The following is a 26,873-nucleotide window of genomic DNA, read 5'->3' as shown; positions in this document are numbered from 1 at the left end:
GACTATTTAGAGGTAGGCCAAATGATTATTGTCACTGGCGGCGCAGGGTTTATCGGCAGCAATATCGTCAAGGCACTGAATGACGAAGGCTATAAGGATATTTTAGTTGTTGATAATCTGAAAGACGGCACAAAATTCGTCAATCTGGTTGATTTGGATATCACCGATTATATGGATAAGGAAGATTTCATTGCCAGTATCGTTGCGGGTGATGATTTTGGCGATATTGATGCCATTTTCCATGAAGGTGCGTGCTCATCCACAACGGAATGGGATGGCAAGTATATGATGGACAATAATTATCAGTACTCCAAAGATATATTGCATTACTGTCTTGAGCGCCAGATCCCTTTTCTGTATGCCTCTTCGGCTGCAACCTACGGCGGCCGTAGCGAGAATTTCATTGAAGAGCGTCAGTATGAAAAACCTCTCAATATTTATGGCTACTCCAAGTTCCTGTTTGACCAGTATGTCCGCGACATTTTGCCACAGGCGGATTCTCAAATTTGTGGCTTCCGTTATTTCAATGTTTATGGACCACGCGAAGGGCATAAAGGCAGCATGGCCAGTGTCGCCTATCATTTAAACAATCAGATTCACCAAGGCCAAAATCCGAAGTTATTCGCCGGTAGTGAACATTTCCGCCGCGATTTCATCTCTGTCGGTGATGTTGCCGCAGTGAACCTGTGGTTCTGGAAAAACAGCGTTTCTGGCATTTTTAATTGTGGTACGGGCCGCGCCGAATCTTTCCAAGCCGTTGCCGATGCCGTTACCGAGTTCCATACAGAAAAATCCCCTGTCGTGGAATATATTGAATTCCCAGAAAAATTAAAGGGACGCTATCAGAGTTTTACTCAAGCTGACCTGACGAAACTTCGTGCTGCAGGTTATGACAAACCATTCAAAACCGTTGCCGAAGGCGTCACTGAATATATGCAATGGCTCAATCAGGATAATTAATCGACCTCTATGAAGATATTGGTGATAGGCCCATCATGGGTGGGTGACATGATGATGTCACAAAGCCTCTACCGAACCTTAAAGGCTTTGTACCCCAATGCAGAAATTGATGTCATGGCACCTGCATGGTGCCGCCCATTGCTGGCAAAAATGCCAGAGGTTAACCAGGCTCTGGCAATGCCGTTAGGGCATGGTACTCTCGGTCTGGGTGAACGCCGTCGTCTTGGGATCGCACTGCGCGAAAGTACATACGACTGCGCTTATGTGCTTCCCAACTCGTTCAAATCTGCCTTAGTGCCTTTTTTCGCCAATATCCCCCTGCGCACAGGCTGGCGGGGTGAAATGCGCTATGGCCTGCTGAATGATATCCGTGTTTTGAATAAGAGCGCCTTTCCTCTCATGGTTCAGCGCTATGTGGCTCTTGCGTATGATGGGAAAATGATGAGTGGTGCTGAGGATCTTCCCCAGCCGCTGTTATGGCCTCAGTTAGATGTCAGTGATGAAGATATTGCAGAATCAACCGCGGCGTTTAATATCGCTGATCATCGTCCCATTATTGGTTTTTGCCCGGGCGCAGAATTCGGCCCGGCAAAACGCTGGCCACATTATCATTACGCCGCCCTTGCCGAACAATTGATCACTCAAAAAGGCTATCAGATCTTGCTGTTTGGCTCTGCCAAAGATCACGAGGCCGGTGAAGATATTCGAGCACTGTTGAGCGAAGATGCCCGTGAAGATTGCCTCAACCTTGCGGGGCAAACTTCTCTTGAACAAGCCGTTAATATCATCGCAGCCTGTGATGCCATCATCACTAACGACTCAGGTTTGATGCACGTTGCAGCGGCCTTAAATCGTCCCCTAGTCGCATTATATGGCCCAAGTAGCCCGGATTTTACGCCTCCGTTATCAAACAAAGCAGAAGTGATCCGCCTGATCACGGGTTACCATAAAGTCAGAAAAGGTGACAGTGCGGGTGGCTATCATCAAAGCCTCATTGATATTCAACCAGAGCAGGTCTTGGCCTCATTGGAGAAACTGCTACAGGCGGAGAAGCAGAATTAATGCGGGTTTTACTGGTAAAAACGTCTTCAATGGGTGATGTGCTACATACCCTGCCTGCACTGACGGATGCAAAACAGCACTTTCCCGATATCCAGTTTGATTGGGTAGTGGAGGAAGGGTTCGCCCAGATCCCAACATGGCACAGCACCGTTGAAAATGTAATTCCCGTTGCTATTCGCCGCTGGCGAAAAAATTGGTTTAGAAAAGATATTCGTGAAGAGCGGGCGCGGTTTAGGGAAACATTACGGCAAAGCCAATATGATGCCATTATTGATGCCCAAGGGCTGTTAAAAAGTGCCTTTCTGGTGACACGTTTGGCACATGGCTCAAAACACGGTTATGACAGCAAAAGTATTCGCGAACCACTGGCCAGCTTTTTCTACGATCACCGTCATACAATCAGTAAACAGCAACATGCGGTAGAACGTATCCGTGCATTGTTTGCTGATAGTCTGGGTTATCAAAAACCCACAGAACAAGGTGATTATGCCATCGCCCGCCACTTTCTGAACTCACAGATTAAAGGCCAAAGTGACTATCTGGTTTTCCTGCATGCGACCACCCGTGATGAAAAACATTGGCCAGAAAACCACTGGCGGCAACTGATTGCAGAGATCCAGCCAACAGGTATGCGTATCAGGCTACCTTGGGGGGCAGAACATGAGCACCAACGGGCATTGCGGTTAGCAGAAGGCTTCGCCCATGTTGATGTGTTGCCAAAATTAACACTGGCTGAAGTGGCTCAGGTATTGGCAGGCGCAAAAGCCGTGGTTTCGGTTGATACCGGGCTGAGTCACCTCACTGCCGCCCTTGATCGCCCGAATATCACTCTGTTTGGCCCCACCGATCCGGGTTTAATTGGCGGCTATGGAAAAGAACAGTTTCCCCTGAAATCGGTAGATAATACGATGCAAAGCATTGCACCACTGAAAGTGATGCAGCTATTGCAGAACGTATTAAAATATAACCTTGCCTAGCGGAAGTGTAACGCACCAGCGATTTTTATACTCAAAAGTAGGATTACCCAATGAGTAACGCATAGTTTTGTCTGCTTCCTGACACTGTGCTTTTGCTTCTTGGGTATTAACCCACATCAAGATGCTGCCAACGCTAAGATCAGCATATTCGGGATCATACCCGCCATTGATCGCATCAAATGAAATCCATTTAGGGCTATCGGCACGCAAGACAAAATCGTATGCGCAAGGGTTGCCATTGATCAGTAGCACATAGCCAAAGATATGCTCACGAAGCTCTGTGTACATCTCAAGCAAATGCTTGCGTTGCTCAGCCGAGTGATTGTAATCCCAGCGCTTTTGGTACAGATCAACATAGATATTCACCAATTCTTCTGCACTGAATTCACTCGAAGGACGAATTTCTCCCCCCGCTCGCTTGAATTTGTTGATCTCGTTGCTGCGGTTACGGCGGGTTTTGTAAGAAAAGCTGTCTTTGATCAGGCAGATTTTTCGTTTGTTGAAAAGAGTGTAGCTGGCATTGACGATATTTCCTTTATGAAGCAATGACAAACGTTTCGATTTTTCAGGAAAAATGATTTTGACATCTTTTGAAATTGGAAAAATGATTTCATCATAAAGAAATGGGTATTTTTTTTGTAAACTAGCTGCTAACTTATTATTAACACAAGTAAAATATGCTCCCACAATCGAAGAGCTGTGTTCCTTAATATAGAAGAATAATTCATTATCTAGCTTTTCATTTAAGAATGATACAATGTTAGGATGTGTTGATACACTCCCACCTAATAGTGTATAAGCGTCTTTGTATCGTTCAAAATTACATCTCTTCCATCCTAGAAGAAATGGCTTTATTTTTGCCATAGTCAATTCCATCAAATTACTGTGGTTTTGATATTAAGATCATTAGAAAGTTACTTTGGGGTCTTATCTTACACAAAAAAACCTTCCATAGAATAAAAAGATTTTCACCTATGATAACCACAGGAAAAGAAAAGAATAGAATATACTAATTCAATTAATATATTCTACTCATATCGTTAATTAATAAGTATCATTTTTTATAATTATAATATTCTGATAATGTCATTCCCTGAACTAATGAATTCAAGAAGTTAAATAACTCTTCCAAATCTTGGTAAAGTTGTTCAATCTGTTCTTCATCCTTAAAGGTAGGGCTTCCACTCGGCATAAATTCCGACGAATGCAACATAAACTCAACATAATCACTACCATCAGCCAAAGTTTGCTGAACAACTTTTTTCATCTGCTCCAAGTTTCCGCCTTTTGGACGTAACCAGTTAACGGATGAAGAACGGTGCTTACCCCGTAAATGATCATACTTTTGCTTAATAAAATTCATAACCGGAGAATGCTTATACTGAATGCTCATAGGAACTTGCAATAACGAAGAATCACCTTCTTTGGCGATATCCTGCAAATCCATAAAATAAGCATGAGCCGGAAAACGACTATAGTCTGTCCCGCCATCTCCGTTAGGATCGCCTTTGGTAAAATGCCAATTGACTTTCGGTGTCACAGAACAATCAACTTGATAACCATATTCAACTAATAGTTGGGCGTAATATTCATTGAATGCCCAGCGGCCAGCACGATGACTCAACATCTTAGTCTGGAGCTTCTCTTCCAGCAAATGAGTCATGAAATCAACTTTCGCTTTGATTTGATCCTTAGGATATTCAATTAAATAAGGCTTATAACCCATATCATCAACAGTGAGAGGAATTATAGGTGGGCTGTTCCAAGCATGTAAATGCATACCGATTTCCCCCGTGTTTCTGGCAATCACATCCTTGGCAAATTCGATATAGCTATCATCCATTGCCATCTCATAGTTGGTTAACCAGACGGGTTTAAATCCAAAACGCTCACACAGATTCTGAAACCTAGGAAGGTACCGAGTATTTTCGGTAGAAATCTTATCACTGTTTTGCCAAAGGTTATCGCCTTCAGTATCAATTGTGATGATGAATGCTGGTTTAGTCATGAAAAATCTACCTAAAATAGAGAAAATATGAGTTTATATTACTCAGTGTAAACAGGCAGCGCAATTTACCTACTTACCATCGGCCACTTCCTGACAGCTGTTATTCAAAGATACATCGATCCCCTTAATCTAGATCTTTTTTGCCAATGTGCTGAAAAAAGCATCTATCTGTTCTACAATAATTTCTAACGGCATTTCACTGATTTTACTGTTATTTTTATTTTGAACTAACTGGACCGCATTTTTATTGCCTGGTCCCCACACATCATTGTTTATAAAACACCCATGTTTGTCATTGCCATATAGTGCAACTGTGTTTTTTTCATATGCTGCTGCAACATGTACAATTGAAGTATCTGGTGAAATAACTAAGTCAGCGTGTTTTATAATTTCTACAGCACTGAGAAAATCACCAAATGGATTAACAACACATCCACTCAAATATGAAAGCGCATTTAATTTTTCAAGTTGACCAACTAATATAATATTAATTGATTGATCTAAACAATTAAGGTGAGACATTATTCCAATCAATTGCTCCTTAGAAAGATCTCTTTTCTCATCAGCAGCAAAAGGATTAATAACTACGGTGATGTTACCAGATAAACCCGTATAAAAATCACATACTTTATCCTTAATAACCTGAGGAATATGTATGTCATACTGCATATTATAATTATCAATTCCTATATTATTCATAAGAGATTTATATCGCTCAGTAATATGCGAATGATAATTCAGGTATTTTATACTTTTATTGTAAATATTAATGTCATCTTTATTAAAGCCAATAGTATTTTTAGCATTAATGAGCCGTATAAATAAGAGATAGATGACAGGGGTTTGATCGCCCATGTCGATAACAAGATCATACTTCTCTTGTTTTAATTTAAATCCTAAGTTAAGTATATCTATGTTTTTTCCAGGATAAAAATAGACCTTGTCGATATATGGATTATTTTCAATCACACAATAATTCGAAGGCCCTGATAGTACATGCAGCTTGAACCCGTTCAGAGATAATTCTCTCAATACAGGAGTAGATACAATCATGTCACCAATTTTGTTATCATCTCGTAAAAAAAGAATTTTGTTTATGTCACCAAGATGAAATTGTTTCTTACTCCATTTATCAATAAATATTTTAGCTAAATTAAAGCGAAGCTTTTTAAAAAAATAGTTTTTATTTCTATTTATTTCACGTAACTTTTTGAATTTTTTTTCAGTCATAGGAACATCTCGAAAAAATAGCACTAAAAATAATTATTATTCTATCAAAGATAAATACTTATCAAGCACAACTTCCAAATCAAATTTTTTATACAAATCTGCCGTAATCACAGGTGGCCTTTGATAAACCAAACGTATTTTTTCCGCTAATGACTCTGATGTCAGTTCAGATGTGTATTGCTCCAATTCACCCACCATAATCTCACTGACTCCACCAGGGCAGTTCGTACTGGCAATCGGTGTATGGCAAATCAAAGCCTCAATCAAGACGTTACCCAACCCTTCACTGTCTGAACTCAGCACAACAGCTTTAGCGCCCCGTATCACGGGTAATGGATTCACTAAAAAACCGATTAGTGTCACTTTCGATTGCAGGCCAAGTGACACAATTTTTTGTTTGATTTCATTGGTTGTTTTTTCATCGCCCTGACCCGCAATTAACAATTTGCAAGGCAAATTCGCTCTGGCAAAAGCTTCCAACAAGCGATCATGACGTTTTACACCATGAAAACGCCCAAGGTGAAGAAAATAGTCTTCACCAGAATAAGGATTATTTTCTAATGAGTTAGCTTTGATTTCAGCAAGGTTAAATGGATTGTAAATCGTAACTATCCTTTTAGGAGCCAGCGATACATTCTCCTTCAAATCCAAGCCAACCGCATCAGAAACACAAATCAAATTACGATCCCGATAAACGCGTTGAATTTTCCATTTCTTAATCCAACGCGCCAATCCCGTTTTATTTTCAAGGTATGATTTAGAGAATACACCATGAATACAAAACCATACGTTCAAATCTGCTAATATCTTAGACTTCGCTACAATACGATCCGTCTTGTGTAAGTTAGATATCACCAGCACAGGGGTACCTTTTTGCAGAAAGACTTTCTCCAATACCGTATCCATGGATTTAGCTCTGCGATAAATCTCAGTCTGTCTTCTAAAAGGGCCTGCATATTCATCAGTATCAACGATCAACTCAACATGGTCAGGGATCGGGTATTCACATTTGTCAGACAGCGACAACAATGTAATATCAAACCCTTTTTTTTGCAGGCCACCACATAAACGGACAGTGACATTCTCTGCACCACCACCCGGTAATCCGTCAATGATAAACAGGATATGCCCTTTCATAAGGAAAGCACCTTGCTATACAGCTCAGTAAGCTGCTGGGACAAATAAGCGGGTGTATGGTTGGCTATCTTTTCTTTTGATAGCATGGAGATCCTGCTAGTTAAATGGTTTGCGGGTATTAAGGATATAGATTCCGCCAATGCCTGAATATCTAAGGCATCACACACAAACCCATTTTCTCCTGAAACTATGAATTCAGCTCCCCCACAAGTCTTACTGGTTATGACAGGTAAACCACATGCCATCGCTTCTAAAATGACGTTTGGAAAAGGATCGTATAACGTTGGCAGCAGTAATCCATCAGCCATTTGATAAAATGGCAATGTCTTTTTTTGTACTCCCAAAAACCGAATTCGCTCATGGCAGCCGAGAGCACTAGCCAACTGCTTATATTTAGACTCTTCCTTATCTTGACCAATCACAATCAGATAAGCTTCTGTCATGCTGATTGCTTCAATTGCCGCTTTTAGCCCTTTTCTTTCAAAACCTGAACCAACATACACAAAACACTTTGCCTGTGCAGGAATGCTATATTTCTGTCGTAATTCAATTCTTTCTTCTTCCCCAGCAGGAAAAAATTGTGATGGATCAATGGCATTATAGATAACAGCAATTTTCTCTTCAGACAGGTCAAAATCTTCCATCACTTCCTGTTTTACCATCTGAGAATTACAAATCACCTTTTTCAATTCAGGAGCAGAATACATTTTTTTTTCGGCGTCCATGACATAACGGTGATAACGACTGGCAAAAAGCAACTTACTTTTCCAAGATGGCAAGATCCTCGCTCTCTGCTGCAACCAGCGTTGATGCACACCATCTCCAGCCCGATAAACATCACATCCCGCAATACGCTCGTGGCTCTGGACGATATCGAACCCTTCCTTTTGCCAAATTTCTCTGGCAGCGTTGGCAAATCCCTTTTCACGACTGATGCGTCCCCATTTAAAAGGATTGGCCAAATGCACATGCCAGTTAGGGTTCATACTCCCTTGCCAAGAACGCGTAATGACGTTTAATTCCAGATTTTCATTATCCAATGCTTCCAGAGCTCTGGAAATAAAGCGCTCAGCGCCACCATCAGGCCGATATTTTTGCCGGACAATGGCAAGACGCACAGATTTCATCATAAATATCTCCGGGCAGCTTCAATCACAACATCCACCGGAATCAAGTCCAGGTAGCGGATATCTGTTTTTGTATCAATGCCATCAGGATCCGGCAATTTACCGTAATTTCCTGCCCAGATCACTTCACCATTGGCATTCCATGGCCGCCAAAAAACCAATTTAGATGGCCCGAATAACGCGATGCAGGGAGTTTTCAACGCAGCAGCCATGTGCATGGGAACAGAATCAACACCAATAAATAACTTCGCATGATCAATCAACGCCCCAAGTTGTGGTAATGTTATCTGTCCCGCCAAAGAGACGATATTCTCTTGAGAGCAGGCAGATAAAATTTTCGCGACCATCTCTTTTTCCCGCGCCTCCGTTCCTGATGTCAAAACAATAGCATGCCCGTCGGCCTGCAAAGCATTAATGGTTTCGCTGATTTTCTCTTCATCCCAGCATTTGAAAAACCAGCGTGATGCCGGATGAATAACAATATACTTTTCATTAATCCCGGAACTATGCAAAAGATCAGACACTTTCTGTCTGTCTTCTTCACTATAACTCATTGTTACATCAATATTAATATCGGAAAGATTAAGTGGTTTCAGGGCTGATAGATTCTGTTCAACAACATGCAGGTTTTCTTCACCCTCAGTAGATACCAAATCTGTAAAACAGGCTTTCCATATGAGGTTTTGCCGCTTGGGAAAATCAAAACCTATGCGAGCTGGAGCACTGATAAGCTGAGAAACCAAGGCACTATACCATTGATCAGCGAGGTTAATGACGAGATCATAGTTTCGGTTTCTCAATTGTTTCAGCAAACGCCAATGATGAGCAACATAGGCTTTTGCACCTTCTTTTTTCCACTGCCTGTCTATGGGGAAAATATGGGCTATTGATGCAAAATTCATCAGCATAGGTTTTGTTTCTTTGTACAGTAAAACATCAATTTCAGCATCGGGAAAATTTTCTTTCAACGTATTCACAACTGGAGTGATGAGCAACATATCACCATGATGTCTTAGTTTTATGATCAAAATCTTTTCAAATCGAGTGGTTATTTTGCCCATTATATTTCCAATATTCACGATGAGGTGGAAATGTTCATTAAATTATATTCTAAGGACAACAAGATCTCGCTTCTCTCTTTACATATCGAGCTAGTTAACCTTAACAAAAAGTTTACCCCCTTGTCCTTTTGGGAGAGAGGCGAGCAACATATCCGCATTTTACACACTTTCTTCAGGCCAATGTGGTACTATAGCCGCAGTCTATGTCAGTGAATTTGATAGAATGTTGCTTCGCTTATATCAGGTACTTCTCTACCTTATCCAACCGCTTATCTGGTTACGCCTGCTGCTGCGCAGCCGTAAATCCCCTGCGTACCGCAAACGCTGGGGTGAACGCTATGGTTTTTGTGCCAAAAAAGTCGCAAAAGGTGGAATATTACTCCATTCCGTTTCTGTTGGAGAAACATTGGCCGCCATTCCATTAGTAAGAATACTACGGCACCATTATCCTTTCCTGCCGATTACCGTGACAACAATGACACCGACTGGCTCTGAAAGGGTGCTTTCTGCTTTAGGTACTGATGTCAACCACGTTTACCTCCCCTATGATTTGCCTGGCTCCATGAGCCGTTTCCTTGATAACGTCAACCCCAAGCTGGTGATTATTATGGAAACAGAATTATGGCCCAATTTGATTACCCAACTGAACCAACGCGAAATCCCTCTGGTCATTGCCAATGCAAGGTTATCAACCCGTTCAGCCGCGGGATATCAAAAAATCAGCAACTTTATTAAAACTATTTTAAATAAAATAACACTGATTGCCGCACAAAATCAGGAAGATGGTGAGCGCTTCATCGAACTCGGCTTAAAACGTTCCCAACTCGCCGTCACTGGCAGCCTGAAATTCGACATTTCTGTCACGCCAGAATTGGCAGCAAAAGCAGTCACACTGCGCCGCCAATGGGCACCACATCGTCCGGTCTGGATTGCCACCAGCACCCATGATGGAGAAGAAACCATCATATTGGATGCGCACTGCAAATTAATTCAACAATTTCCTGATCTACTGTTAATTCTAGTACCACGCCATCCTGAACGCTTTACCAAGGCCGCAGAGTTAACCCAAAAAGCGGGATTAAATTCGATATTAAGGAGCTCTGACACAATACCTGATGCCAATGTGCAGGTGGTTATCGGAGATACTATGGGCGAATTGATGCTCTTGTATGGTATCGCTGATCTGGCTTTTGTCGGAGGGAGTCTGGTCGAGCGTGGAGGCCATAATCCGCTGGAAGCCGCAGCTCATGCCATCCCTGTCATTATGGGACCACATACTTTCAACTTTAAAGATATTTGTGCCAAGCTGGATAAAGCCAATGGCCTTATCGCCGTCACGGATAGTCACTCGTTGAGTGCCGCTATTAATAGCCTGCTGACAGATGAGGACTATCGTCTTTATTACGGTCGCCATGCCGCCGAAGTCCTGCACGAAAACCAGGGAGCACTTCAGCGATTGCTAAAACTACTGGAACCTTATCTCCCGCCACGGGGTCATTGATGAGCAAGAGAAAACGCCTGTCCGTTGTGATGATTGCTAAAAATTCCGCCGATTTGATTGCAGATTGTCTGCTATCCGTAGATTGGGCTGATGAAATTATCGTTCTAGACGCCGGCAGTACCGATGCAACTTGTCAAATAGCCAGCGAAATGGGCGCGAAAGTCTACATCAATACGCAATGGCCCGGCTTCGGTCGTCAGCGGCAACTCGCACAATCCTATGCCAGCGGTGATTACATTTTCATGATTGATACTGATGAGCGTGTAACCCCTGAATTAAGAACATCAATTGAGCAGGTTTTGGCAGATCCCGACGATGATAAAGTCTATGACTGCGCACGTCTCAACCTGTTTATGGGTCGTTTTATGAAGCACAGTGGCTGGTATCCTGATAAAGTCATTCGTCTCTATTGCCGCGAACGTTATCAATATAACGACAATCAGGTTCATGAATCACTTAACACTCAAGGCGCCCGCATCGTGACATTAAAGGGCGATTTACGTCACCTCACCTGCCGTAATCTGATGGAATTCCAGCAAAAACAATTGAATTACGCCAGAGATTGGGCAAAATATCGCCACGAACAAGGTAAAACAGCCCGTTATTTTTCTATCTTCAGCCATACGTTAGGCGCATTTTTTAAGACATGGCTGTTAAGAGCCGGCTTCCTCGATGGCAAACAAGGGTTGGTATTAGCAATGGTTAATGCCCAGTACACATTTAATAAATATGCTGCCCTCTGGGAACTCACCCAAACAGAGAGTAAAAAACGATGAAAAAAAAAGCAATTTATCCTGGTACTTTTGACCCTATCACCCACGGCCACCTTGATATTGTGACCCGTGCAGCAAACATGTTCGACCATGTTTTACTTGCCATTGCCAATAGTGACAGAAAAAACCCCATGTTCAATCTGGAAGAGCGAATCGCACTGGCAAAAGAAGTCACCACCCATCTGGATAACGTAGAAGTGGTCGGATTTAGTGAACTAATGGCCAATTTTGCCAAAAAACAACAAGCCACCATTTTAATCCGTGGAGTACGTTCCGTTTCTGATTTTGAATATGAGTGGCAGCTTGCCAACATGAACCGACATTTTATGCCAGAACTGGAAAGTGTCTTTTTATTGCCCTCGCAAAACCTGTCCTTCGTATCATCATCCTTGATCAAGGATGTCGCACGCCATGATGGTGATGTTTCATCATTCCTGCCAGAATCCGTTGCACAGGCAATGCTAAAGAAATTCGGCAAATAAGATAGCGTGAAAAGGGGGGTGATCATCGTCAACCCCCTAGATAGGCTCAATGCTGACACTGACGACAGAAAAACGTACTGCGTTGCCCCAGTTTTATACTCTCAATTTTTTCACCACACTTCGGACAAAGTTCACCTTTTTTGCCATAAACAAATAATTCCTGCGCAAAATATCCCGGCTTACCATCGGATTGCAGAAAATCTTTCAGTGTAGTGCCTCCCTGCTCAATAGAACGATGTAAGATCTGTTTTATCGTATCGGCCAGTAAATAAGCTTCTTCCTGTGTCAATGAATTCACGGGGCGCTCAGGCAGAATATGCGCAACATAGAGAGCTTCATTGGCATAGATATTCCCAACTCCAACAACCACCTTGTTATCCATCAACCAAGGTTTGATCACCGTTTTTTTGTTGCGGGAAAGGGTATAAAGATATTCACCATCAAACGTGTCAGAAAGAGGCTCAGGGCCTAAATGAGCCAATACAGAACACTCATCAAGATTGTCACTCCATAGCCACGCCCCAAAACGTCGGGGATCGGTATACCGGAGGATTTTGCCATCTGCCATAATCAAATCAACGTGATCATGTTTTTCAGGAGGAGATTCATTCAGCAAGATACGTAAACTACCAGACATACCAAGGTGAATAATAATCCAGCCTTCAGGCAGTTCAAGCAATAAGTACTTTGCCCGACGCCGGACACTGAGTACCGGTTGGTCAGCAAGCTTCATGATTTGTTCGGAAACTGGCCAGCGCAAGCGCGAATTTCTGACCTCGGAATATTGGATCACATTACCCGTCAAGTGGGGTTCAATTCCCCGGCGACTGGTTTCAACCTCTGGTAGCTCCGGCATACTGACTCCTTAAATTAACCATCTACAACATCATATCTCAGCAGATTACGATACCGTTTTCATGTATCATTTGCAGCCAAATTTGGTTGGGATAGTTGAGAGAATAGAAATTACTATGCTTGATATAAAAAACAGATTTAACATAGGCAACAACAAGAAATCCTTATGGAATTTATCCATTATTGGTCTGTTTATCATTCTTGTTTATCTGCCAGATATTACAAGATATAAAAATCTTGTCATGATCCTTATCTGTGCAACCGCACTCTGCTATCTCGTAAAAGATTTTCGTCAGGTAGTCAATTCACTACGTAGTTCGCTATTTTTATCCATTTTGTTATTCGTATTGGCAATATTCTATTCTATCGGCATTTCGATTGATCCTGCTCTGAGTTTCAAGGAAATGAACAAACCCATACTCAATGGATTACTGCTGTTCAGCATGACTTTCCCAATTGTGCTCTATCAGGAAAAGAAACAGCACATCGCGAAGATGATTCTGATTGCGTTTATTATTGGCATGAGCCTTATCTCGCTGACAGATATTGCGAAATACATCATCAATTATTACGCAACTGGCGAAATGCCGTTTATGAATTACAATCATCGGGAATTTTCTTACGGATTTCTTTTCTATTTCCCTGTGTTGCTATGTACCTGGGCATTATGGAAAAAACATTCTCTGCTGAGTTGGCTACTACTGATTATTGCCTCAGCTATCGGCCTGTTCTTATTACTCGGTACTCTTTCTCGTGGTGCTTGGGTTGCCATTGTTGTAGCCACAGTATTTATTATTGTGATTAATAAAGAGTGGAAACTCACTCTGGCTGCGACAATATGTCTGGGGCTACTGGCCGGAGCCATTCACTGGTCAGCAGTATCTAACCCCGCCACGAAATTACTGCTTCACAAACTCACCCAAACAGACAGCAGTCATCGCTATAGCAACGGAACCCAAGGTTCAGCATGGTCATTAATCATGGAGAATCCCGTAAAAGGTTACGGTTTTGGTAATAAAGTCTACCATCAGGTCTACAATAGCCGTGTTGCTGATTATCCTGATTGGGCATTCAGAACTTCGATTGGCCCACATAACGTATTTTTATCGCTTTGGTTTGCTGGCGGTCTCTTCGGTTTGATCGCCACCCTTTTGATGACGCTTTCCGCATTATTTACAGGAAGCCAGATCATTCGCCAGCATAGCGGGATCATCCGACAAGCTGGCCTGATACTTCTGACGGCCTTTGTTGGCCTGTTTATCGTCAGGGGAGCTTTTGAAAATGCCTATATCAATGAAATAGGTCTCTTATTGGGTTTAATGATTACTCTATACAAGCAAAAAGATGATTAGAAACTGAACTCATTGTTGTTAAATGCCAGCCTATACGACACAAATTGGACGGGCTGGCCTTCAAGCTATTTCAGCAATCGCTTATTTAGACAGGTTTTCCGCTATCACTTGCATGATCAGCTTTGCACGCTGATCCCAGTTAAAACGTTCTGCTACCAATCGTTGTGAGTAACCCACTTTAGCCATCATTTCAGCGGGGTTATCAATCAATGATTGAATCTGTTCTGCAAAGCTCTCCGCATTTTCGCTGTCAGCAAAATTGACCGCCTTCTCATCCACAGCATCGCGAATAGAAGGAAAATCAGAAATAACAACGGGTTTGCCCATCGCCATGTATTCAAAAAGTTTGAGTGGGGATGTATAACGGCTGCCAATGCTGGTTTTCGTCAATGGTAGAACACAAATATCACTCTCTGCAATAACCTGAAAACGCTTTTTCGGCTGGATAAACCCAAGGAAATTTACCTTATCACTCACGCCAATCTGTTGGGCTGTACACTTCAATCGTTCAATCTGCACGCTATCGCCACCGGCAATGTTCAGTACAGCATTGTCAAGGTAGCACATCGCTTTCATAACAGTAGGAACACCTTTCCAGCGATGCAAACTGCCCAAATACAGCACCTGAGTTGTTTCTCCCAATTTTTCCCTTCTGCCAGAAGACGCTATTTTTGTAGATTCAACCGCCAGCATATCAACACCATCAGGTGCCACTATAATCGGCGTCTTAACACTATATTCTTTATAAATATCCTCACTCAATAGTGAAGTCAGCACAAACACGACCTTGGAATGATGATAAACCTGTTGTTCCGTGTTTCTGAGCTTATGATATTTACGACGATTTTTACGTTTATCTAAGTTATGGGATTCTTTAAACGATTGTGCAAAAACTTCGTGGCTTTCAAAAAAATGCGGGATATCAGGATGTTTACGCAGGAGGTAATTCGCCATTTTAATATTGCGAGTAAAAATAGCGTCAATTTGATGATCTTTCAGCCAGCGAGAAACCTGAAAATAAAACAATTTCTGTGTATTGAGGGGGAAATACCACTTTCTACGCATATTGCGCAGAGCTATCAGCTCAGCGGAAGGCGGCAATGCTCTGCCTATAATCTCCTCAACACGCTTTTGACCTTCTGGCGTAATCAGGTAGACGCTGTGCCCCTGCCGGGCAAAAGCATCGACATTCTGCAAAATCTGCAGCGAAGCAACTCGATAATCAGGTACGGGATAAGGGTCAATATACGCAATCTTCATTATTTTTTTATCGCGCCCAATAAACGACTTGCAGAATGTTCCCAAGTATACATCGTTTCAATCCGCTGACGAGCCTGTTTTCCCATTGCTTTCCCCCTGTCCGGTAAGGACAAAAGATGATTGACTGCATCAGCGATAGCCGCTGCATTGCCAGGTGCGACCAGAATACCCGCATGATTCTCATTGCCGACCACCTCAGGAATGCCACCAATATAACTGGCTATCACGGGACGTCCGCATGCCATTGCTTCAGCGATAGTAATACCAAATGCTTCATCACCAATACTGGGAAAGATACCCGCATCTCCCGCAGCATAAAATTCAGGTAATTGATCATGACCAATAGGAGGATGAAAAATGACTGTTTTTTCTAAATTCAGTTCCGAAACCTTTTTTTTCAACAACTTCAGATCATCACCTGCGCCAATAATCAATAACCTTACATCCTTGTCACTCAATAAAGCCATCGCATCAATGGCGACTTTCATGCCTTTCCAACCCACCAGCCTGCCAGCGAAAGTCAGCAAAAACGTATTTTCATTGATATCTAGCCGATGCCGGAGATCAGAATTAACAGGTTTAAACTTATCAATATCGACACCATTATAAATCACGTTTGGAAATTGTTTAAAATGGTGCTGGATCTGCCAAGCATTAAAGTGGCTGCATGCAACCCACGCAGATATTTTGTTACCTAATGCCCGATCACCTTTGAAAAAACTGGTTCCGCCACTCATATAGCAAAACTTTGTGCAGGAAGTTTTCGGCATCATTCTGGGCCAGAAAAAATCAAAAGGTTTCGTCAAAATCACCCAGTCAAAATTTTCAGCGATAACCCTTTCACGGGCATGACGGGCAAAAGAATAACGCTCAACAATGCGTTGAAAACGCCGTCCAATATTGATGACTCGTTCTCTGGGAGTAAATGGAAATGTGTGAATATGAATATTTCGCTCTCCCAATACTGGCCTAACGTCACCTGTTCCGCCGAAAATATGGATCTCGTGCCCCGCATCTGTCAAAGCCTTCGCCAATTCCCAAACCGCTGTTTGAATACCGCCATAAGACATAGTAACGGTGACATCGATAAATCCTATTTTCATTTATTCATTATCCTTCATGTGTTTTTCAACAAGTTCTGAACGGAGCTCCAGACTTGTTCAACCGATATTGCTGACATTGCATCTTGGCGAGTCGCCTGTTGATAATCTATCGGATGTTCAATCACCGCCAATTTTGGATGTTGCTGAGGAGCAAGAAAACGGCCAGGATGAAAACTATGGTACATTGCCACCATCGGAATACCCAACGCACCTGCCAGATGAGTTGTGCCAGTATCAACACCGACGTACAAATTAAGTTGACTCATTATTGCCGCATTCTGCCTCATCGTCGTCTTGCCCGCCAATGATGTACATCTTTGTGTTCCCAGCCTTTCAGAGAGTATCTGCGCACTCGCTTCACCATCTTTACTGCCCAACAGCAAAATATGGGCATGCGGATAGTGACAATAAATACGTTGCGCCAGCTCGTAAAAATGTTCCTGAGGCCAATCACGATAAGATTTTGCTGGAAAACTCTGGAGTTGAAAGCCAATTCGTAATCGTTGTTCTAACCCCTGCTGCCGAAGAAAATCGCAGGCATACTTCTCTTCATTCTGGCTCACGCAATACTGCAAGCGCCAGTCACTGACACCAATATCAAGTGCATTAATCAACAGCGCCCTTTCTTGCTGTGCTTGAGTGAACGCCCGCGGCTTTACCACTGCTAGCTCATTTGATTTATGGCAAGAAGTTTCTGAAAAATAAATAGTTAAATCTGATTTACGTTTAGCATATTGTAATAGGGGTTTATCATGACCATATACCAGGGCAAGATCATAACGTCGACGGGAAAACCATCCCCTCCATTTTGCCTGTCCCTTTGAAAAAGCGGTTATTGAATTAATTTCACTAATATTCTCAAGGATCTCTTTCGTTTTTTTATGTGCTAATACATCAATATTCGCTTCAGGCCATCGTAATTTCAACGCCCGGATCACTGGCGTTATAAGCAGAGTGTCACCAAAACGGGCAATAATAATAACCAGAATATTTTTAGGCTGCATAATGACAAGTATAAAATTATTAAACCGATAATTGGGATTAGAGCACTATACATCAAAGTTATTCAATACTCTATTAACTGACGGATAGTTTTCATACTCCTAAAAACAATAAAAGAAACACTATTTCAAATGATTAAGCAAAAAATAACTACTTTGTAATCAGATGAAAACAAACACCATTACGAATAGATGGTCAAAATGGAACTATTTACGTTCCATACTACCGTAAAAGATAAACTCCATTTTTTCTAACATATTATCCATGCTAAATAAATCAGCAGCCCGTTCCAATGAGGCGTTCCCCATCTGCAAACGCAACTCAGCACTTTTCATTAAAACATCTAATCTTTCAGTTAACTGTTCAACACATCTTGGCTCAATAATATAACCCGTATCACCATCAATAACGGCCTCAGTGATTGCGCCCACCGAAGTAGATACCACGGGCAAACCACAGGCCATTGCCTGCATAATGCCTTGTGGAACACCTTCATTGCCAAACGAAGGTAGTGCAAAGACATCCATCGCATTCAGACAGTCAGGCACATCTTGTCGGTTACCGAGGAAAATGACACTCTCCGTCAGCCCTTCCTGTTTAACCCAGGGTTCCAGATTTTTTCGCTGGGGGCCATCCCCCACAAACAGCAATTGCCAGTCAGGATAACGCTGGTGCAATATTTTCCAACTATCAAGCAAGTAACGGTGCCCTTTCCAGGTTCTCATCGTAGCGACAATACCCAGGGTCGGTTTATCTGCAATACCAATACGCTGACGACAAAGTTGCTTATTTTCGGGATGAAAACGCGTCAGATCGATTCCCGTCGGTACAGAGGTCATGTGAGGTAATGGATAACCATTATTCGTATGCAGATATTGGCGTAACTTCTCCCCTGTTGTCACAATATGCTGGCAGGATTTCAAATACAGCCAGCGAGTCGCCACGGATGTGGATACGTTAGTGGAAACATGGCGGGTTCGGACTATCGGTGGCATACCTTTCAATGTGGCACATGCCGCAGCCACCAACCAAGAATCAGTAGAGCTGTGAGTATTGATGACATCAAATTGACGGCCTTCAGCTTTTAGCCAGCGGCGCATCGCCCGCAAGCAGGGAAGGCGTTTTTTTTCAATCGGCAGCGCAACAACAGGTACACCATACGAATGGGCTTCATGATAAATCGTTGACGCTGGGCAGCAAACAATAACAACCTGATGACCGCGTTGTATCATGCCCTGAGATTCCGTCAAGATGCGGATCTCTTGCCCTCCCCAACCACACGATGATTCAGTGTGTAAGATATTTAAGGTTTTTTTAGTCATTTTTCAGAATCACGCCTGACGGTTCAAACATTAAAAAGGCGTTAGTATAACGGAACGAGATGTTACGTCCATGCATAACCTGTCTTCAACCAGGCTATCCAAGCATTCTTGCAGGTATAAAAAAACCCAGCATACGCTGGGTTTTTTCTCAATCCACTAAAATTATTTAATTTTAGCTTCTTTGTACACCACATACTGGCGAATAACTGGATCAAATTTTCTCAGTTCCAGTTTTTCAGGCATGGTGCGCTTGTTCTTCGTAGTGGTATAGAAGTGACCAGTACCAGCAGAAGAAACCAGCTTAATTTTATCGCGAATACCTTTAGCCATTTTTCAGCTCCTTAGTATTTCTCACCACGGGCACGCAGTTCGGCCAGAACTACATCGATACCCTTTTTGTCAATCACACGCATACCTTTAGCAGTTACACGCAGAGTTACAAAACGTTTCTCAGACTCAACCCAGAAACGGTGAGAATGCAGGTTAGGCAGAAAACGACGCTTAGTCGCATTTAATGCATGGGAGCGGTTATTACCACTCACCGGGCGCTTGCCAGTAACTTGGCAGACTCGGGACATGTCTATTCTCCAAAAATCAAATCAGCTCGAGCTTTATATTGGGTATGACCGCCTCGTCAGGCTTAGGAGCCCATCTCAGCACATTTTCATCACTGAAAAGACTCACATTATCCCAATAAAAAAACTTACTGAGATAGGCTCTTCTCGCCAAACCCAAGATCCTCAAAGGTGGCGTAGTATACGCCCTCATTCGCTGATGCTCAAGTCCCGAACAACTAAGATCTGATCTGATTGCAAAAAAACCGGACTAAATCCAACCTCTTTCCACAAATGAGACACAATGTTGCTTACCAATCACGATATGATCCAAAACTTTAACGCCAACCAACTCACAAGCATCAATAATTTTTTCGGTCACCAATTTGTCTGCCAGACTGGGTTCTGGATTACCAGAGGGGTGGTTATGAGCAAGAATAATCGATGCAGCATTAACTTTAACTGCCTGTTTCACGATTTCACGCGGGTGCACTTCAACTTTGTTTATCGTTCCCTTAAACATTTCATCATGACAGATGACTTTATTCTGATTCGTCAAAAACAGCACCACAAAGACTTCACGATCCTGCCAGGACAATAAATCCTGCAAATAATTTTGCGTCGCGACTGGGCTACTCATCACATCTTCATGGATAAATTGACTGGAGAAAAAACGTTTTGCCAGTTCAGATACCGCCTGCAACTGGACATATTTGCATAGCCCCATCCCTTTATGTGAACAAAAATCGGCATAATCCGCAGAGAGCAGGTGATAAAGTGAACCAAATGATTTCAGTAGATGTTCCGCCATTTGCACGACAGGAACCCCTCGGGTTCCCGTACGCAAAAATATAGCCAACAACTCGGCATCCGTCAGGGAAACGGCGCCATAAGCCAGCAATTTCTCCCGAGGAGCAAGATTTGAATGCAATTCATCGCTTATTTCCATCACAGTAACATCCATATACTCCCCCTCATTCCCTTTCACCCAGTGGCTTCACGCCGCCAATATCCCATGATGAAAAAAGCACCGCCAGCCCCATTTTCATGGCTTGCGTAGCGCTTCGCAAACTTGTCATTTTTTGGCACCTGAATAAGGCAGGTTCTCAACTCAATATTTTCTTATGGTAGAATCTTAGGTAATTGTAACTTACATGTGGATAATCAGAATGGCAGGATTTTCCAGCAAACAGCTTTCTGGTAAACATATCGTGCTCGGCATCAGCGGGGGAATCGCCGCTTATAAGACAGCTGAGCTGATACGCCGTTTACGTGATCGCGGTGCCGAAGTACGCGTCGCCATGACGCCAGCAGCAGAAGCTTTTATTACGCCACTGACCTTGCAGGCCGTATCGGGTCATCCAGTCTCCGATGACCTTTTAGACCCCGCCGCTGAAGCTGCAATGGGGCACATTGAACTGGCTAAGTGGGCTGATTTAATTATTCTCGCTCCGGCCACAGCCGATCTACTCGCTCGTTTAACCGCAGGCATGGCAAATGATTTGGTTACCACGATTTGTTTGGCATCAGCAGCCCCCATTGCTGTCGCTCCAGCGATGAATCAGCAGATGTACCGTGCGCAGGCAACCCAACATAACCTAAGTGTACTCAAAGAGCGTGGCGTGCTGATTTGGGGTCCTGATGAGGGAAGCCAGGCATGTGGTGACGTCGGCCTGGGAAGAATGCTTGAGCCCATGGCGATGGTCGAACTGGCAACACAACATTTCAACACCAATCAAGATTTCGCCGGTCTTTGCATCACCATTACCGCAGGGCCAACTCATGAAGCTTTAGATCCTGTCCGCTTTATTACCAATCACAGTTCCGGCAAAATGGGATTTTCCATCGCACAGGCAGCAGCGGAACGTGGTGCTGACGTCACATTGATTGCAGGCCCCGTCAATTTACCGACACCACCGGGTGTCAAACGTATCGACGTAACCAGTGCGCTGGAAATGCATGAGCACGTTCAGGTAACCGCAGCTTCACAGCATATTTTCATCGGCTGTGCCGCCGTAGCGGACTACCGTTTCAAACAAATAGCGACTGAGAAAATCAAGAAACAGGGTGATGAAGTCACATTTACACTGGTGAAAAATCCTGACATTGTAGCGAGTGTTGCCGCGATGGAAACAAATCGTCCATTTGTCGTTGGATTTGCAGCCGAAACCCAGAATGTGGAAGAATACGCCCGCGGAAAACTCAAGCAGAAGCATCTGGACTTGATTTGCGCAAATAATGTATCTCTGGCCGAACATGGCTTCAACAGTGATACCAACGCATTACATCTATTCTGGCATGATGGCAGCGTTAATTTACCTCACAGTAGTAAATTACAGCTCGGCCACTGTTTATTAGACGAGATACTCAAACGCTATGACGAAAAAAATCGACGTTAAAATCCTTGATCCCCGCATTGGGCAAGAATTTCCCCTACCGACTTATGCTACACCTGGCTCTGCGGGTTTAGATTTACGTGCTTGTCTGGATAATGCAGTAGAACTGGCTCCCGGCCAGACTGAACTCCTGCCAACAGGGATCGCCATCCATATCGCAGATGAACAATTGGCGGCGGTTATTCTTCCCCGCTCCGGGCTGGGTCACAAACACGGTGTGGTTCTGGGCAATCTGGTGGGGCTTATCGACTCCGATTATCAGGGACAGCTGATGGTTTCAGTTTGGAACCGTGGTGATAAGATGTTCATCATTGAACCCGGTGAGCGCATTGCCCAAATGGTTTTTGTGCCCGTTGTACAGGCCGAATTTAACTTGGTTGAAGATTTTGAAACCAGCAAACGCGGCAGTGGTGGTTTTGGTCATTCCGGTCGTCAATAACTTTCCATAGAGCCTGATACCGTCAACCGATTTTCATATTTTTTGCCCATGATCGTGGTGGGCAAAAAATAGCTGGATTTGTTTTGCTGTTTTAGCAGGGGTTTTATCAGACATGGCAGAAAAAGAACGTACAAAAAAGAAAAATAGACGTGAGGAAATCTTGCAGGCACTGGCACACATGCTTGAATCCAGTGATGGCAGTCAGCGCATTACCACAGCAAAACTCGCCGCCAATGTTGGGGTTTCTGAAGCAGCACTTTATCGTCATTTTCCAAGCAAAACCCGGATGTTTGATAGCCTGATTGAGTTTATTGAAGACACTTTGATTTCGCGTATCAATCTGATCCTGCAAGATGAAAAAGACACCATTACCCGCATTCGGTTAATCCTCACCCTGCTTTTGGGCTTTGCGGAAAAGAACCCCGGATTGACCCGTATCATGACCGGTCATGCCCTGATGTTCGAACAAGACAGACTACAAAACCGCATTAACCAACTATTTGAACGTATTGAAGCGCAGCTCCGCCAAATTTTAAAAGAGAAAAAAATACGTGATGGACAGGGATTCAATTATGACGAGACCGTACTGGCATCGCAGTTACTGGCGTTTTGTGAAGGGATGCTTTCCCGTTTTGTTCGTTCTGAATTCCGCTATCGCCCGACCCAAGAGTTTGAAATACGCTGGCCATTGATATTGACTCAACTGCAATAACTGAGCCTGTACCGTGAAATTCCCTCTTTCATGCTGAGAATGATAACGTGCGGTTTTTTCGTTGAATTGTGTTAACATGCATCTTCTAGTTGAGTTCACTATAAAGTAACTCAGTAATGGCATCGTTACCGTATTACATGCGGGATGTCATTTCTACTACTCACCCCGCCCGGCCATTGGGCGAGGGTTTTTTTTATCTCATCTGTTTTTACCTAGCTAACAATCAGACAGCGTATTCTCTGCGATAGGCTTCCACCGCCGCCAAATAAGGCTGCATATCTGGATTTTCACGTAGATAGCTAATCAAGTCATTCAAAGTAATGATAGAAAAAACCTTGCAGTGATAGTCACGCTCAACTTCCTGAATAGCTGAAAGTGTCTCCCGCCCGCGTTCTTGACGATCCAAACACAAGATAACACCAGACAACGTTGCACCGTGTTGCTTGATGATTTCCATCGACTCGCGGATAGCCGTTCCTGCTGTAATCACATCATCAACAACGACAACATTACCTTGTAGTGGGCTACCGACCAGTGATCCGCCTTCACCATGATCTTTAGCTTCCTTACGGTTAAAACAATAAGGCATATCGATGTCATGATGTTCTGCCAACGCGACTGCCGTTGTGGTTGCAATCGGAATACCTTTATAAGCGGGCCCAAATAGCAGATCACACGAGATACCACTATCCAACAGTGCAGCTGCATAGAAACGACCAATCAATGCCAAATCACGCCCAGTATTAAATAGTCCCGCATTGAAAAAATAGGGGCTCTGGCGGCCGGACTTCAGTGTAAATTCACCAAATTTCAGCACCTGCTTCTTCAGTGCCAGCTCAATAAATTCGCGCTGATAGGCTTTCATTGGAGTTTCTCCTCTTTGATTTCTTGTCATACTTATCGCCATTTTGCAGGCATAAAAAAGGCGACTATTCAGCCGCCTGATCAATTTATTTATTTCAACGCATCTCGCTGCGCTGCAAAAATCGTTTCCAACCCCTCTTTGGCGAGGGAAAGCAATGAGAGCAATTCATCATGGCTGAACGGTTCACCTTCTGCCGTGCCTTGCACTTCAATCATCCGGCCGTCATCCATCATGACGATATTCATATCAGTTTCAGCCGCCGAATCTTCGACATATTCCAGATCACAAAGACCTTCACCCTCAACAATCCCGACAGACACTGCCGCCACCATTGATTTCATTGGGCTTTTCTTCAGTTTGCCATCAGCAACCAGCTTGTTCAGCGCATCCACCAGTGCCACACACGCGCCAGAGATGGCAGCAGTCCGCGTACCGCCATCGGCCTGAATCACATCGCAATCCAGCGTAATGGTATATTCACCCAATTTTTTCAAATCTACTGCGGCACGCAGTGAACGCGCAATCAGGCGCTGGATTTCCATTGTACGGCCAGTCTGCTTGCCTCTGGCGGCTTCGCGGGCATTACGGCTATTGGTTGCCCGCGGCAACATGCCATATTCAGCCGTGATCCAGCCTTGCCCCTGGCCTTTCAGGAAACGAGGAATTCCTTCTTCAACGGAGGCATTACATAACACTTTGGTATCCCCGAACTCCACCAGAACCGAGCCTTCCGCGTGTTTGGTGTAATGACGGGTCATTTTAATAGGACGCACCTGCCCTGCCGTTCTTCCTGCTGGACGCTTTCCTACTGGACTCATAGTGTTCTCTCCGCTGTTAAAACATTATTGGGGGCGCATTATACGGCCTAACGCGGCGAATGCCTATCCTGCATCTACGCGGGGCGTTATAATCCGCTCATCATTCTATAAATTGGAAACGAATTATGATCCGTAGCATGACCGCTTTTGCGCGGCGAGATATCAAGGCCGATTGGGGAAACGCAGCATGGGAACTGCGCTCCGTCAACCAACGTTACCTGGAAACCTACATTCGCCTGCCTGAGCAATTCAGAAGCCTTGAGCCAGTCATTCGCGAACGTATTCGTTCCCGCCTGACTCGCGGCAAAGTAGAGTGTAACTTGCGTTTTGATCTGGATACCCGTACTCAGGGAACCTTGATGCTGAATGAAAATCTGGCGAAACAGCTGGTTGAAGCGGCAAACTGGGTTAAACAGCAAAGCAATCAAGGTGAAATCAATCCAGTAGATATCCTGCGCTGGCCGGGCGTGATGTCCGCCGAAGAACAGGATTTAGACGCCATCAGCATACAATTGCTGGCAGAGCTTGATCTGGCTCTTGATGCCTTTATCCAGAGCCGTGAAACAGAAGGGCAGGCACTTAAGACGCTGATCGAGCAGCGTTTGGATGCAGTAACAGAAGAAGCCAGCAAAGTCCGCCAGCAAATGCCAGAAATCTTGCAATGGCAACGTGAGCGCTTACAGACCAAACTGGAAGAAGCACAGATTCAGTTGGAGAATAACCGTCTTGAGCAAGAGCTGCTTCTAATGGCACAACGCATTGATGTGGCAGAAGAACTGGATCGTCTGGATGCTCATGTAAAAGAGACACGTAATATTCTGAAAAAGAAAGAAGCCGTTGGCCGCCGGCTGGATTTTATGATGCAGGAATTTAACCGGGAGTCGAATACACTGGCGTCGAAGTCGATTAATGCGGATGTGACAAATTCAGCGATTGAATTAAAGGTGCTGATTGAGCAGATGCGCGAACAGATTCAAAATATCGAATAGCATTTCTTAGCATATCAGAACAAATCACAAAGCCAGTATACACTTTGTTGTAACTGGCTTTTTTACTATCAGAGCATTGCAGAACGAATCACAGCAGCGCATGATTATCGGGTACACCTAGTGATTGCTAGCGTGATTTAGGTGTACCCGCCCATTTTTATATTGGAAATTGCACAATGCCAAAGCTCACAGATAAACAAATACGAGCATGGATATCCACCAGCCGCTGAGTGCCGGATGCAATTAGGAATGTAAATTTAAGGCGAGTTTGGTTATGCTGTGGTGTATCCATAGCGTAAGACTCCTTTACGTTGTGGTTAGACGCCTCGATAGTGTTGGTAGCACTTCGGGGCGTTGTTTTTTTCTGCCTTGAACTACTCAAGGTGCGATTCACTCTACGTCTAATTGAATCGCACTTCAATACTTTTTTTATAATTTTTTTTGTGTATACTGAATCGCACTTATGTATAAGGAGTTCAGTAATGGCAACAAGTTCTAAGAATGCTAAGTCGCAACAACTAAACGCAAGATTCCCACATGAAGTTGTCGAGGAAATGGAAAAATATATTGCAGAAGGCGAAAACAAAGCACAATTTATCGTTACTTCTGTCAAAGCTGAGATCAAGCGCCGACAACGCAAAACCAAAGCATCATCTGAACAGTAACTAACCGAGTGAACATTATTCACATGGTTATCTGAGCAATAACTAACCAACCCGATGTTATCGGGGAGCCTAACTAACCCTCTTAAAGATGGTAAATTGATTGAACAATAACTAACCACACCTCTTAAAGAGGTGAGCCTAACCAACCCTCTTAAAGATGGTAGCCTCTTAAGCTGTTGTAATTCTTCGTAAACCAGATTTGGATTACGGGTAACTGATTGAT

At 43.5% G+C, this 26,873-nt stretch carries 28 protein-coding genes; 12 read left to right on the top strand and 16 right to left on the bottom strand.

The features are described 5' to 3' along the window. The first annotated feature begins 21 nt into the window (after window positions 1-21). Genes rfaD through rfaC form a run of 3 tightly spaced genes read left to right on the top strand, consistent with a single transcriptional unit; the run spans window position 22 to window position 2,999 of the window. Entirely contained in the window at window positions 22-960 is a 939-nt protein-coding gene (gene rfaD, locus NXS07_RS05050; RefSeq protein WP_038204176.1) for an ADP-glyceromanno-heptose 6-epimerase, read from the top strand. Window positions 961-969: 9 nt separating this feature from the next. Further along, complete coding sequence (gene rfaF / locus NXS07_RS05045; RefSeq protein ID WP_258086288.1) at window positions 970-2,022, top strand: ADP-heptose--LPS heptosyltransferase RfaF; 1,053 nt, start codon at window positions 970-972, stop codon at window positions 2,020-2,022. Continuing rightward, complete coding sequence (gene rfaC / locus NXS07_RS05040) at window positions 2,022-2,999, top strand: lipopolysaccharide heptosyltransferase RfaC (RefSeq protein ID WP_258086287.1); 978 nt, start codon at window positions 2,022-2,024, stop codon at window positions 2,997-2,999. Before rfaF ends, rfaC begins: the two co-directional genes overlap by 1 nt. Here the strand turns inward: rfaC and NXS07_RS05035 are convergent. The 6 genes from NXS07_RS05035 to rfaQ form a co-directional block, all read right to left on the bottom strand. Continuing rightward, window positions 2,979-3,863, bottom strand: a complete 885-nt coding sequence (locus NXS07_RS05035; protein WP_258086286.1) for a GNAT family N-acetyltransferase — start codon at window positions 3,861-3,863, stop codon at window positions 2,979-2,981. The genes rfaC and NXS07_RS05035 overlap by 21 nt on opposite strands. Window positions 3,864-4,053: 190 nt before the next feature. Further along, a complete protein-coding gene (locus tag NXS07_RS05030) occupies window positions 4,054-5,007 on the bottom strand; it encodes a polysaccharide deacetylase family protein (RefSeq protein ID WP_258086285.1) in 954 nt (317 codons plus the stop codon). Window positions 5,008-5,136: 129 nt separating this feature from the next. Continuing rightward, a complete protein-coding gene (locus NXS07_RS05025) occupies window positions 5,137-6,237 on the bottom strand; it encodes a glycosyltransferase family 9 protein (RefSeq protein WP_038223678.1) in 1,101 nt (366 codons plus the stop codon). A gap of 36 nt (window positions 6,238-6,273) precedes the next feature. Next, window positions 6,274-7,374 carry a glycosyltransferase gene (locus NXS07_RS05020; protein ID WP_038215939.1) on the bottom strand — a complete coding sequence of 367 codons (1,101 nt, stop codon included), beginning with the start codon at window positions 7,372-7,374 and terminating at the stop codon, window positions 6,274-6,276. Further along, entirely contained in the window at window positions 7,371-8,501 is a 1,131-nt protein-coding gene (locus NXS07_RS05015) for a glycosyltransferase family 4 protein (protein WP_038215974.1), read from the bottom strand. The genes NXS07_RS05020 and NXS07_RS05015 overlap by 4 nt, the downstream gene beginning before the upstream one ends. After that, window positions 8,501-9,562, bottom strand: a complete 1,062-nt coding sequence (rfaQ, locus tag NXS07_RS05010) for a putative lipopolysaccharide heptosyltransferase III (RefSeq protein ID WP_038215940.1) — start codon at window positions 9,560-9,562, stop codon at window positions 8,501-8,503. Before rfaQ ends, NXS07_RS05015 begins: the two co-directional genes overlap by 1 nt. 223 nt (window positions 9,563-9,785) lie before the next feature. Here rfaQ and waaA point away from each other — a divergent pair, with 223 nt between their 5' ends. The 3 genes from waaA to coaD are packed head-to-tail and all read left to right on the top strand — an operon-like array spanning window position 9,786 to window position 12,318. Continuing rightward, window positions 9,786-11,063, top strand: coding sequence for a lipid IV(A) 3-deoxy-D-manno-octulosonic acid transferase (gene waaA / locus NXS07_RS05005; protein WP_038197822.1), 1,278 nt, complete (start codon window positions 9,786-9,788; stop codon window positions 11,061-11,063). Further along, a complete protein-coding gene (locus tag NXS07_RS05000; RefSeq protein WP_038197824.1) occupies window positions 11,063-11,839 on the top strand; it encodes a glycosyltransferase family 2 protein in 777 nt (258 codons plus the stop codon). Before waaA ends, NXS07_RS05000 begins: the two co-directional genes overlap by 1 nt. After that, a complete protein-coding gene (gene coaD, locus NXS07_RS04995) occupies window positions 11,836-12,318 on the top strand; it encodes a pantetheine-phosphate adenylyltransferase (protein ID WP_038197825.1) in 483 nt (160 codons plus the stop codon). The genes NXS07_RS05000 and coaD overlap by 4 nt, the downstream gene beginning before the upstream one ends. A gap of 46 nt (window positions 12,319-12,364) precedes the next feature. Here the strand turns inward: coaD and mutM are convergent, their stop codons facing one another. After that, complete coding sequence (gene mutM / locus NXS07_RS04990; protein ID WP_038215944.1) at window positions 12,365-13,174, bottom strand: bifunctional DNA-formamidopyrimidine glycosylase/DNA-(apurinic or apyrimidinic site) lyase; 810 nt, start codon at window positions 13,172-13,174, stop codon at window positions 12,365-12,367. A gap of 115 nt (window positions 13,175-13,289) precedes the next feature. On the opposite strand from mutM, the gene rfaL reads away from it, so the two are divergent. Next, window positions 13,290-14,525 carry an O-antigen ligase RfaL gene (gene rfaL, locus NXS07_RS04985; RefSeq protein ID WP_258086284.1) on the top strand — a complete coding sequence of 412 codons (1,236 nt, stop codon included), beginning with the start codon at window positions 13,290-13,292 and terminating at the stop codon, window positions 14,523-14,525. Window positions 14,526-14,606: 81 nt separating this feature from the next. Here rfaL and NXS07_RS04980 read toward each other — a convergent pair whose 3' ends face one another. The 7 genes from NXS07_RS04980 to radC all read right to left on the bottom strand — a co-directional run bounded on the left by NXS07_RS04980 (window position 14,607) and on the right by radC (window position 20,730). Beyond that, entirely contained in the window at window positions 14,607-15,785 is a 1,179-nt protein-coding gene (locus NXS07_RS04980; protein WP_258086283.1) for a glycosyltransferase family 4 protein, read from the bottom strand. Then, the gene (locus NXS07_RS04975) at window positions 15,785-16,888 is read right to left on the bottom strand and encodes a glycosyltransferase family 4 protein (protein ID WP_258086282.1); all 1,104 of its coding nucleotides are present in this window, start codon (window positions 16,886-16,888) and stop codon (window positions 15,785-15,787) included. The genes NXS07_RS04980 and NXS07_RS04975 overlap by 1 nt, the downstream gene beginning before the upstream one ends. Before the next feature lie 14 nt (window positions 16,889-16,902). After that, window positions 16,903-17,892: a glycosyltransferase family 9 protein gene (locus NXS07_RS04970; RefSeq protein WP_038209778.1), complete on the bottom strand. Its 990-nt coding sequence runs from the start codon at window positions 17,890-17,892 to the stop codon at window positions 16,903-16,905. Window positions 17,893-18,096: 204 nt separating this feature from the next. Then, window positions 18,097-19,212 (bottom strand): glycosyltransferase family 4 protein, encoded by a 1,116-nt coding sequence (locus NXS07_RS04965; protein ID WP_038197832.1) that lies wholly within the window; start codon window positions 19,210-19,212, stop codon window positions 18,097-18,099. 162 nt (window positions 19,213-19,374) lie between these two features. Further along, the gene (gene rpmG / locus NXS07_RS04960; RefSeq protein ID WP_012990594.1) at window positions 19,375-19,542 is read right to left on the bottom strand and encodes a 50S ribosomal protein L33; all 168 of its coding nucleotides are present in this window, start codon (window positions 19,540-19,542) and stop codon (window positions 19,375-19,377) included. 11 nt (window positions 19,543-19,553) lie between these two features. Continuing rightward, complete coding sequence (gene rpmB, locus NXS07_RS04955; RefSeq protein WP_012990595.1) at window positions 19,554-19,790, bottom strand: 50S ribosomal protein L28; 237 nt, start codon at window positions 19,788-19,790, stop codon at window positions 19,554-19,556. Between the two features lie 247 nt (window positions 19,791-20,037). Further along, window positions 20,038-20,730 (bottom strand): RadC family protein, encoded by a 693-nt coding sequence (gene radC, locus NXS07_RS04950; protein ID WP_038197833.1) that lies wholly within the window; start codon window positions 20,728-20,730, stop codon window positions 20,038-20,040. Window positions 20,731-20,935: 205 nt separating this feature from the next. Here radC and coaBC point away from each other — a divergent pair, with 205 nt between their 5' ends. The 3 genes from coaBC to slmA all read left to right on the top strand — a co-directional run bounded on the left by coaBC (window position 20,936) and on the right by slmA (window position 23,313). Beyond that, the gene (gene coaBC / locus NXS07_RS04945; RefSeq protein WP_258086281.1) at window positions 20,936-22,165 is read left to right on the top strand and encodes a bifunctional phosphopantothenoylcysteine decarboxylase/phosphopantothenate--cysteine ligase CoaBC; all 1,230 of its coding nucleotides are present in this window, start codon (window positions 20,936-20,938) and stop codon (window positions 22,163-22,165) included. Then, on the top strand, window positions 22,143-22,601 hold the full coding sequence (gene dut, locus NXS07_RS04940; RefSeq protein WP_012990599.1) for a dUTP diphosphatase: 459 nt from the start codon (window positions 22,143-22,145) through the stop codon (window positions 22,599-22,601). The genes coaBC and dut overlap by 23 nt, the downstream gene beginning before the upstream one ends. Window positions 22,602-22,713: 112 nt before the next feature. Then, window positions 22,714-23,313, top strand: a complete 600-nt coding sequence (gene slmA, locus NXS07_RS04935; protein WP_038258776.1) for a nucleoid occlusion factor SlmA — start codon at window positions 22,714-22,716, stop codon at window positions 23,311-23,313. Between the two features lie 223 nt (window positions 23,314-23,536). Here slmA and pyrE read toward each other — a convergent pair whose 3' ends face one another. Continuing rightward, window positions 23,537-24,178, bottom strand: coding sequence for an orotate phosphoribosyltransferase (gene pyrE, locus NXS07_RS04930; protein ID WP_258086307.1), 642 nt, complete (start codon window positions 24,176-24,178; stop codon window positions 23,537-23,539). Between the two features lie 89 nt (window positions 24,179-24,267). Further along, window positions 24,268-24,996 carry a ribonuclease PH gene (rph, locus tag NXS07_RS04925; protein ID WP_012990602.1) on the bottom strand — a complete coding sequence of 243 codons (729 nt, stop codon included), beginning with the start codon at window positions 24,994-24,996 and terminating at the stop codon, window positions 24,268-24,270. Between the two features lie 125 nt (window positions 24,997-25,121). Here rph and NXS07_RS04920 point away from each other — a divergent pair, with 125 nt between their 5' ends. Together NXS07_RS04920 and NXS07_RS04915 are read left to right on the top strand one after the other, a co-directional pair. After that, entirely contained in the window at window positions 25,122-25,985 is an 864-nt protein-coding gene (locus NXS07_RS04920; protein ID WP_038197838.1) for a YicC/YloC family endoribonuclease, read from the top strand. A 482-nt stretch (window positions 25,986-26,467) separates the two neighbouring features. Then, a complete protein-coding gene (locus NXS07_RS04915) occupies window positions 26,468-26,650 on the top strand; it encodes a YlcI/YnfO family protein (protein ID WP_038197839.1) in 183 nt (60 codons plus the stop codon). The last annotated feature ends 223 nt before the right edge of the window (window positions 26,651-26,873 follow it).

The sequence above is a fragment of the Xenorhabdus bovienii genome (assembly GCF_024721015.1).
Lineage (GTDB): Bacteria > Pseudomonadota > Gammaproteobacteria > Enterobacterales > Enterobacteriaceae > Xenorhabdus > Xenorhabdus bovienii.
The sequence above is the reverse complement of the archived record's forward strand: the minus strand, read 5'-3'. Positions and strand labels throughout refer to the sequence as shown.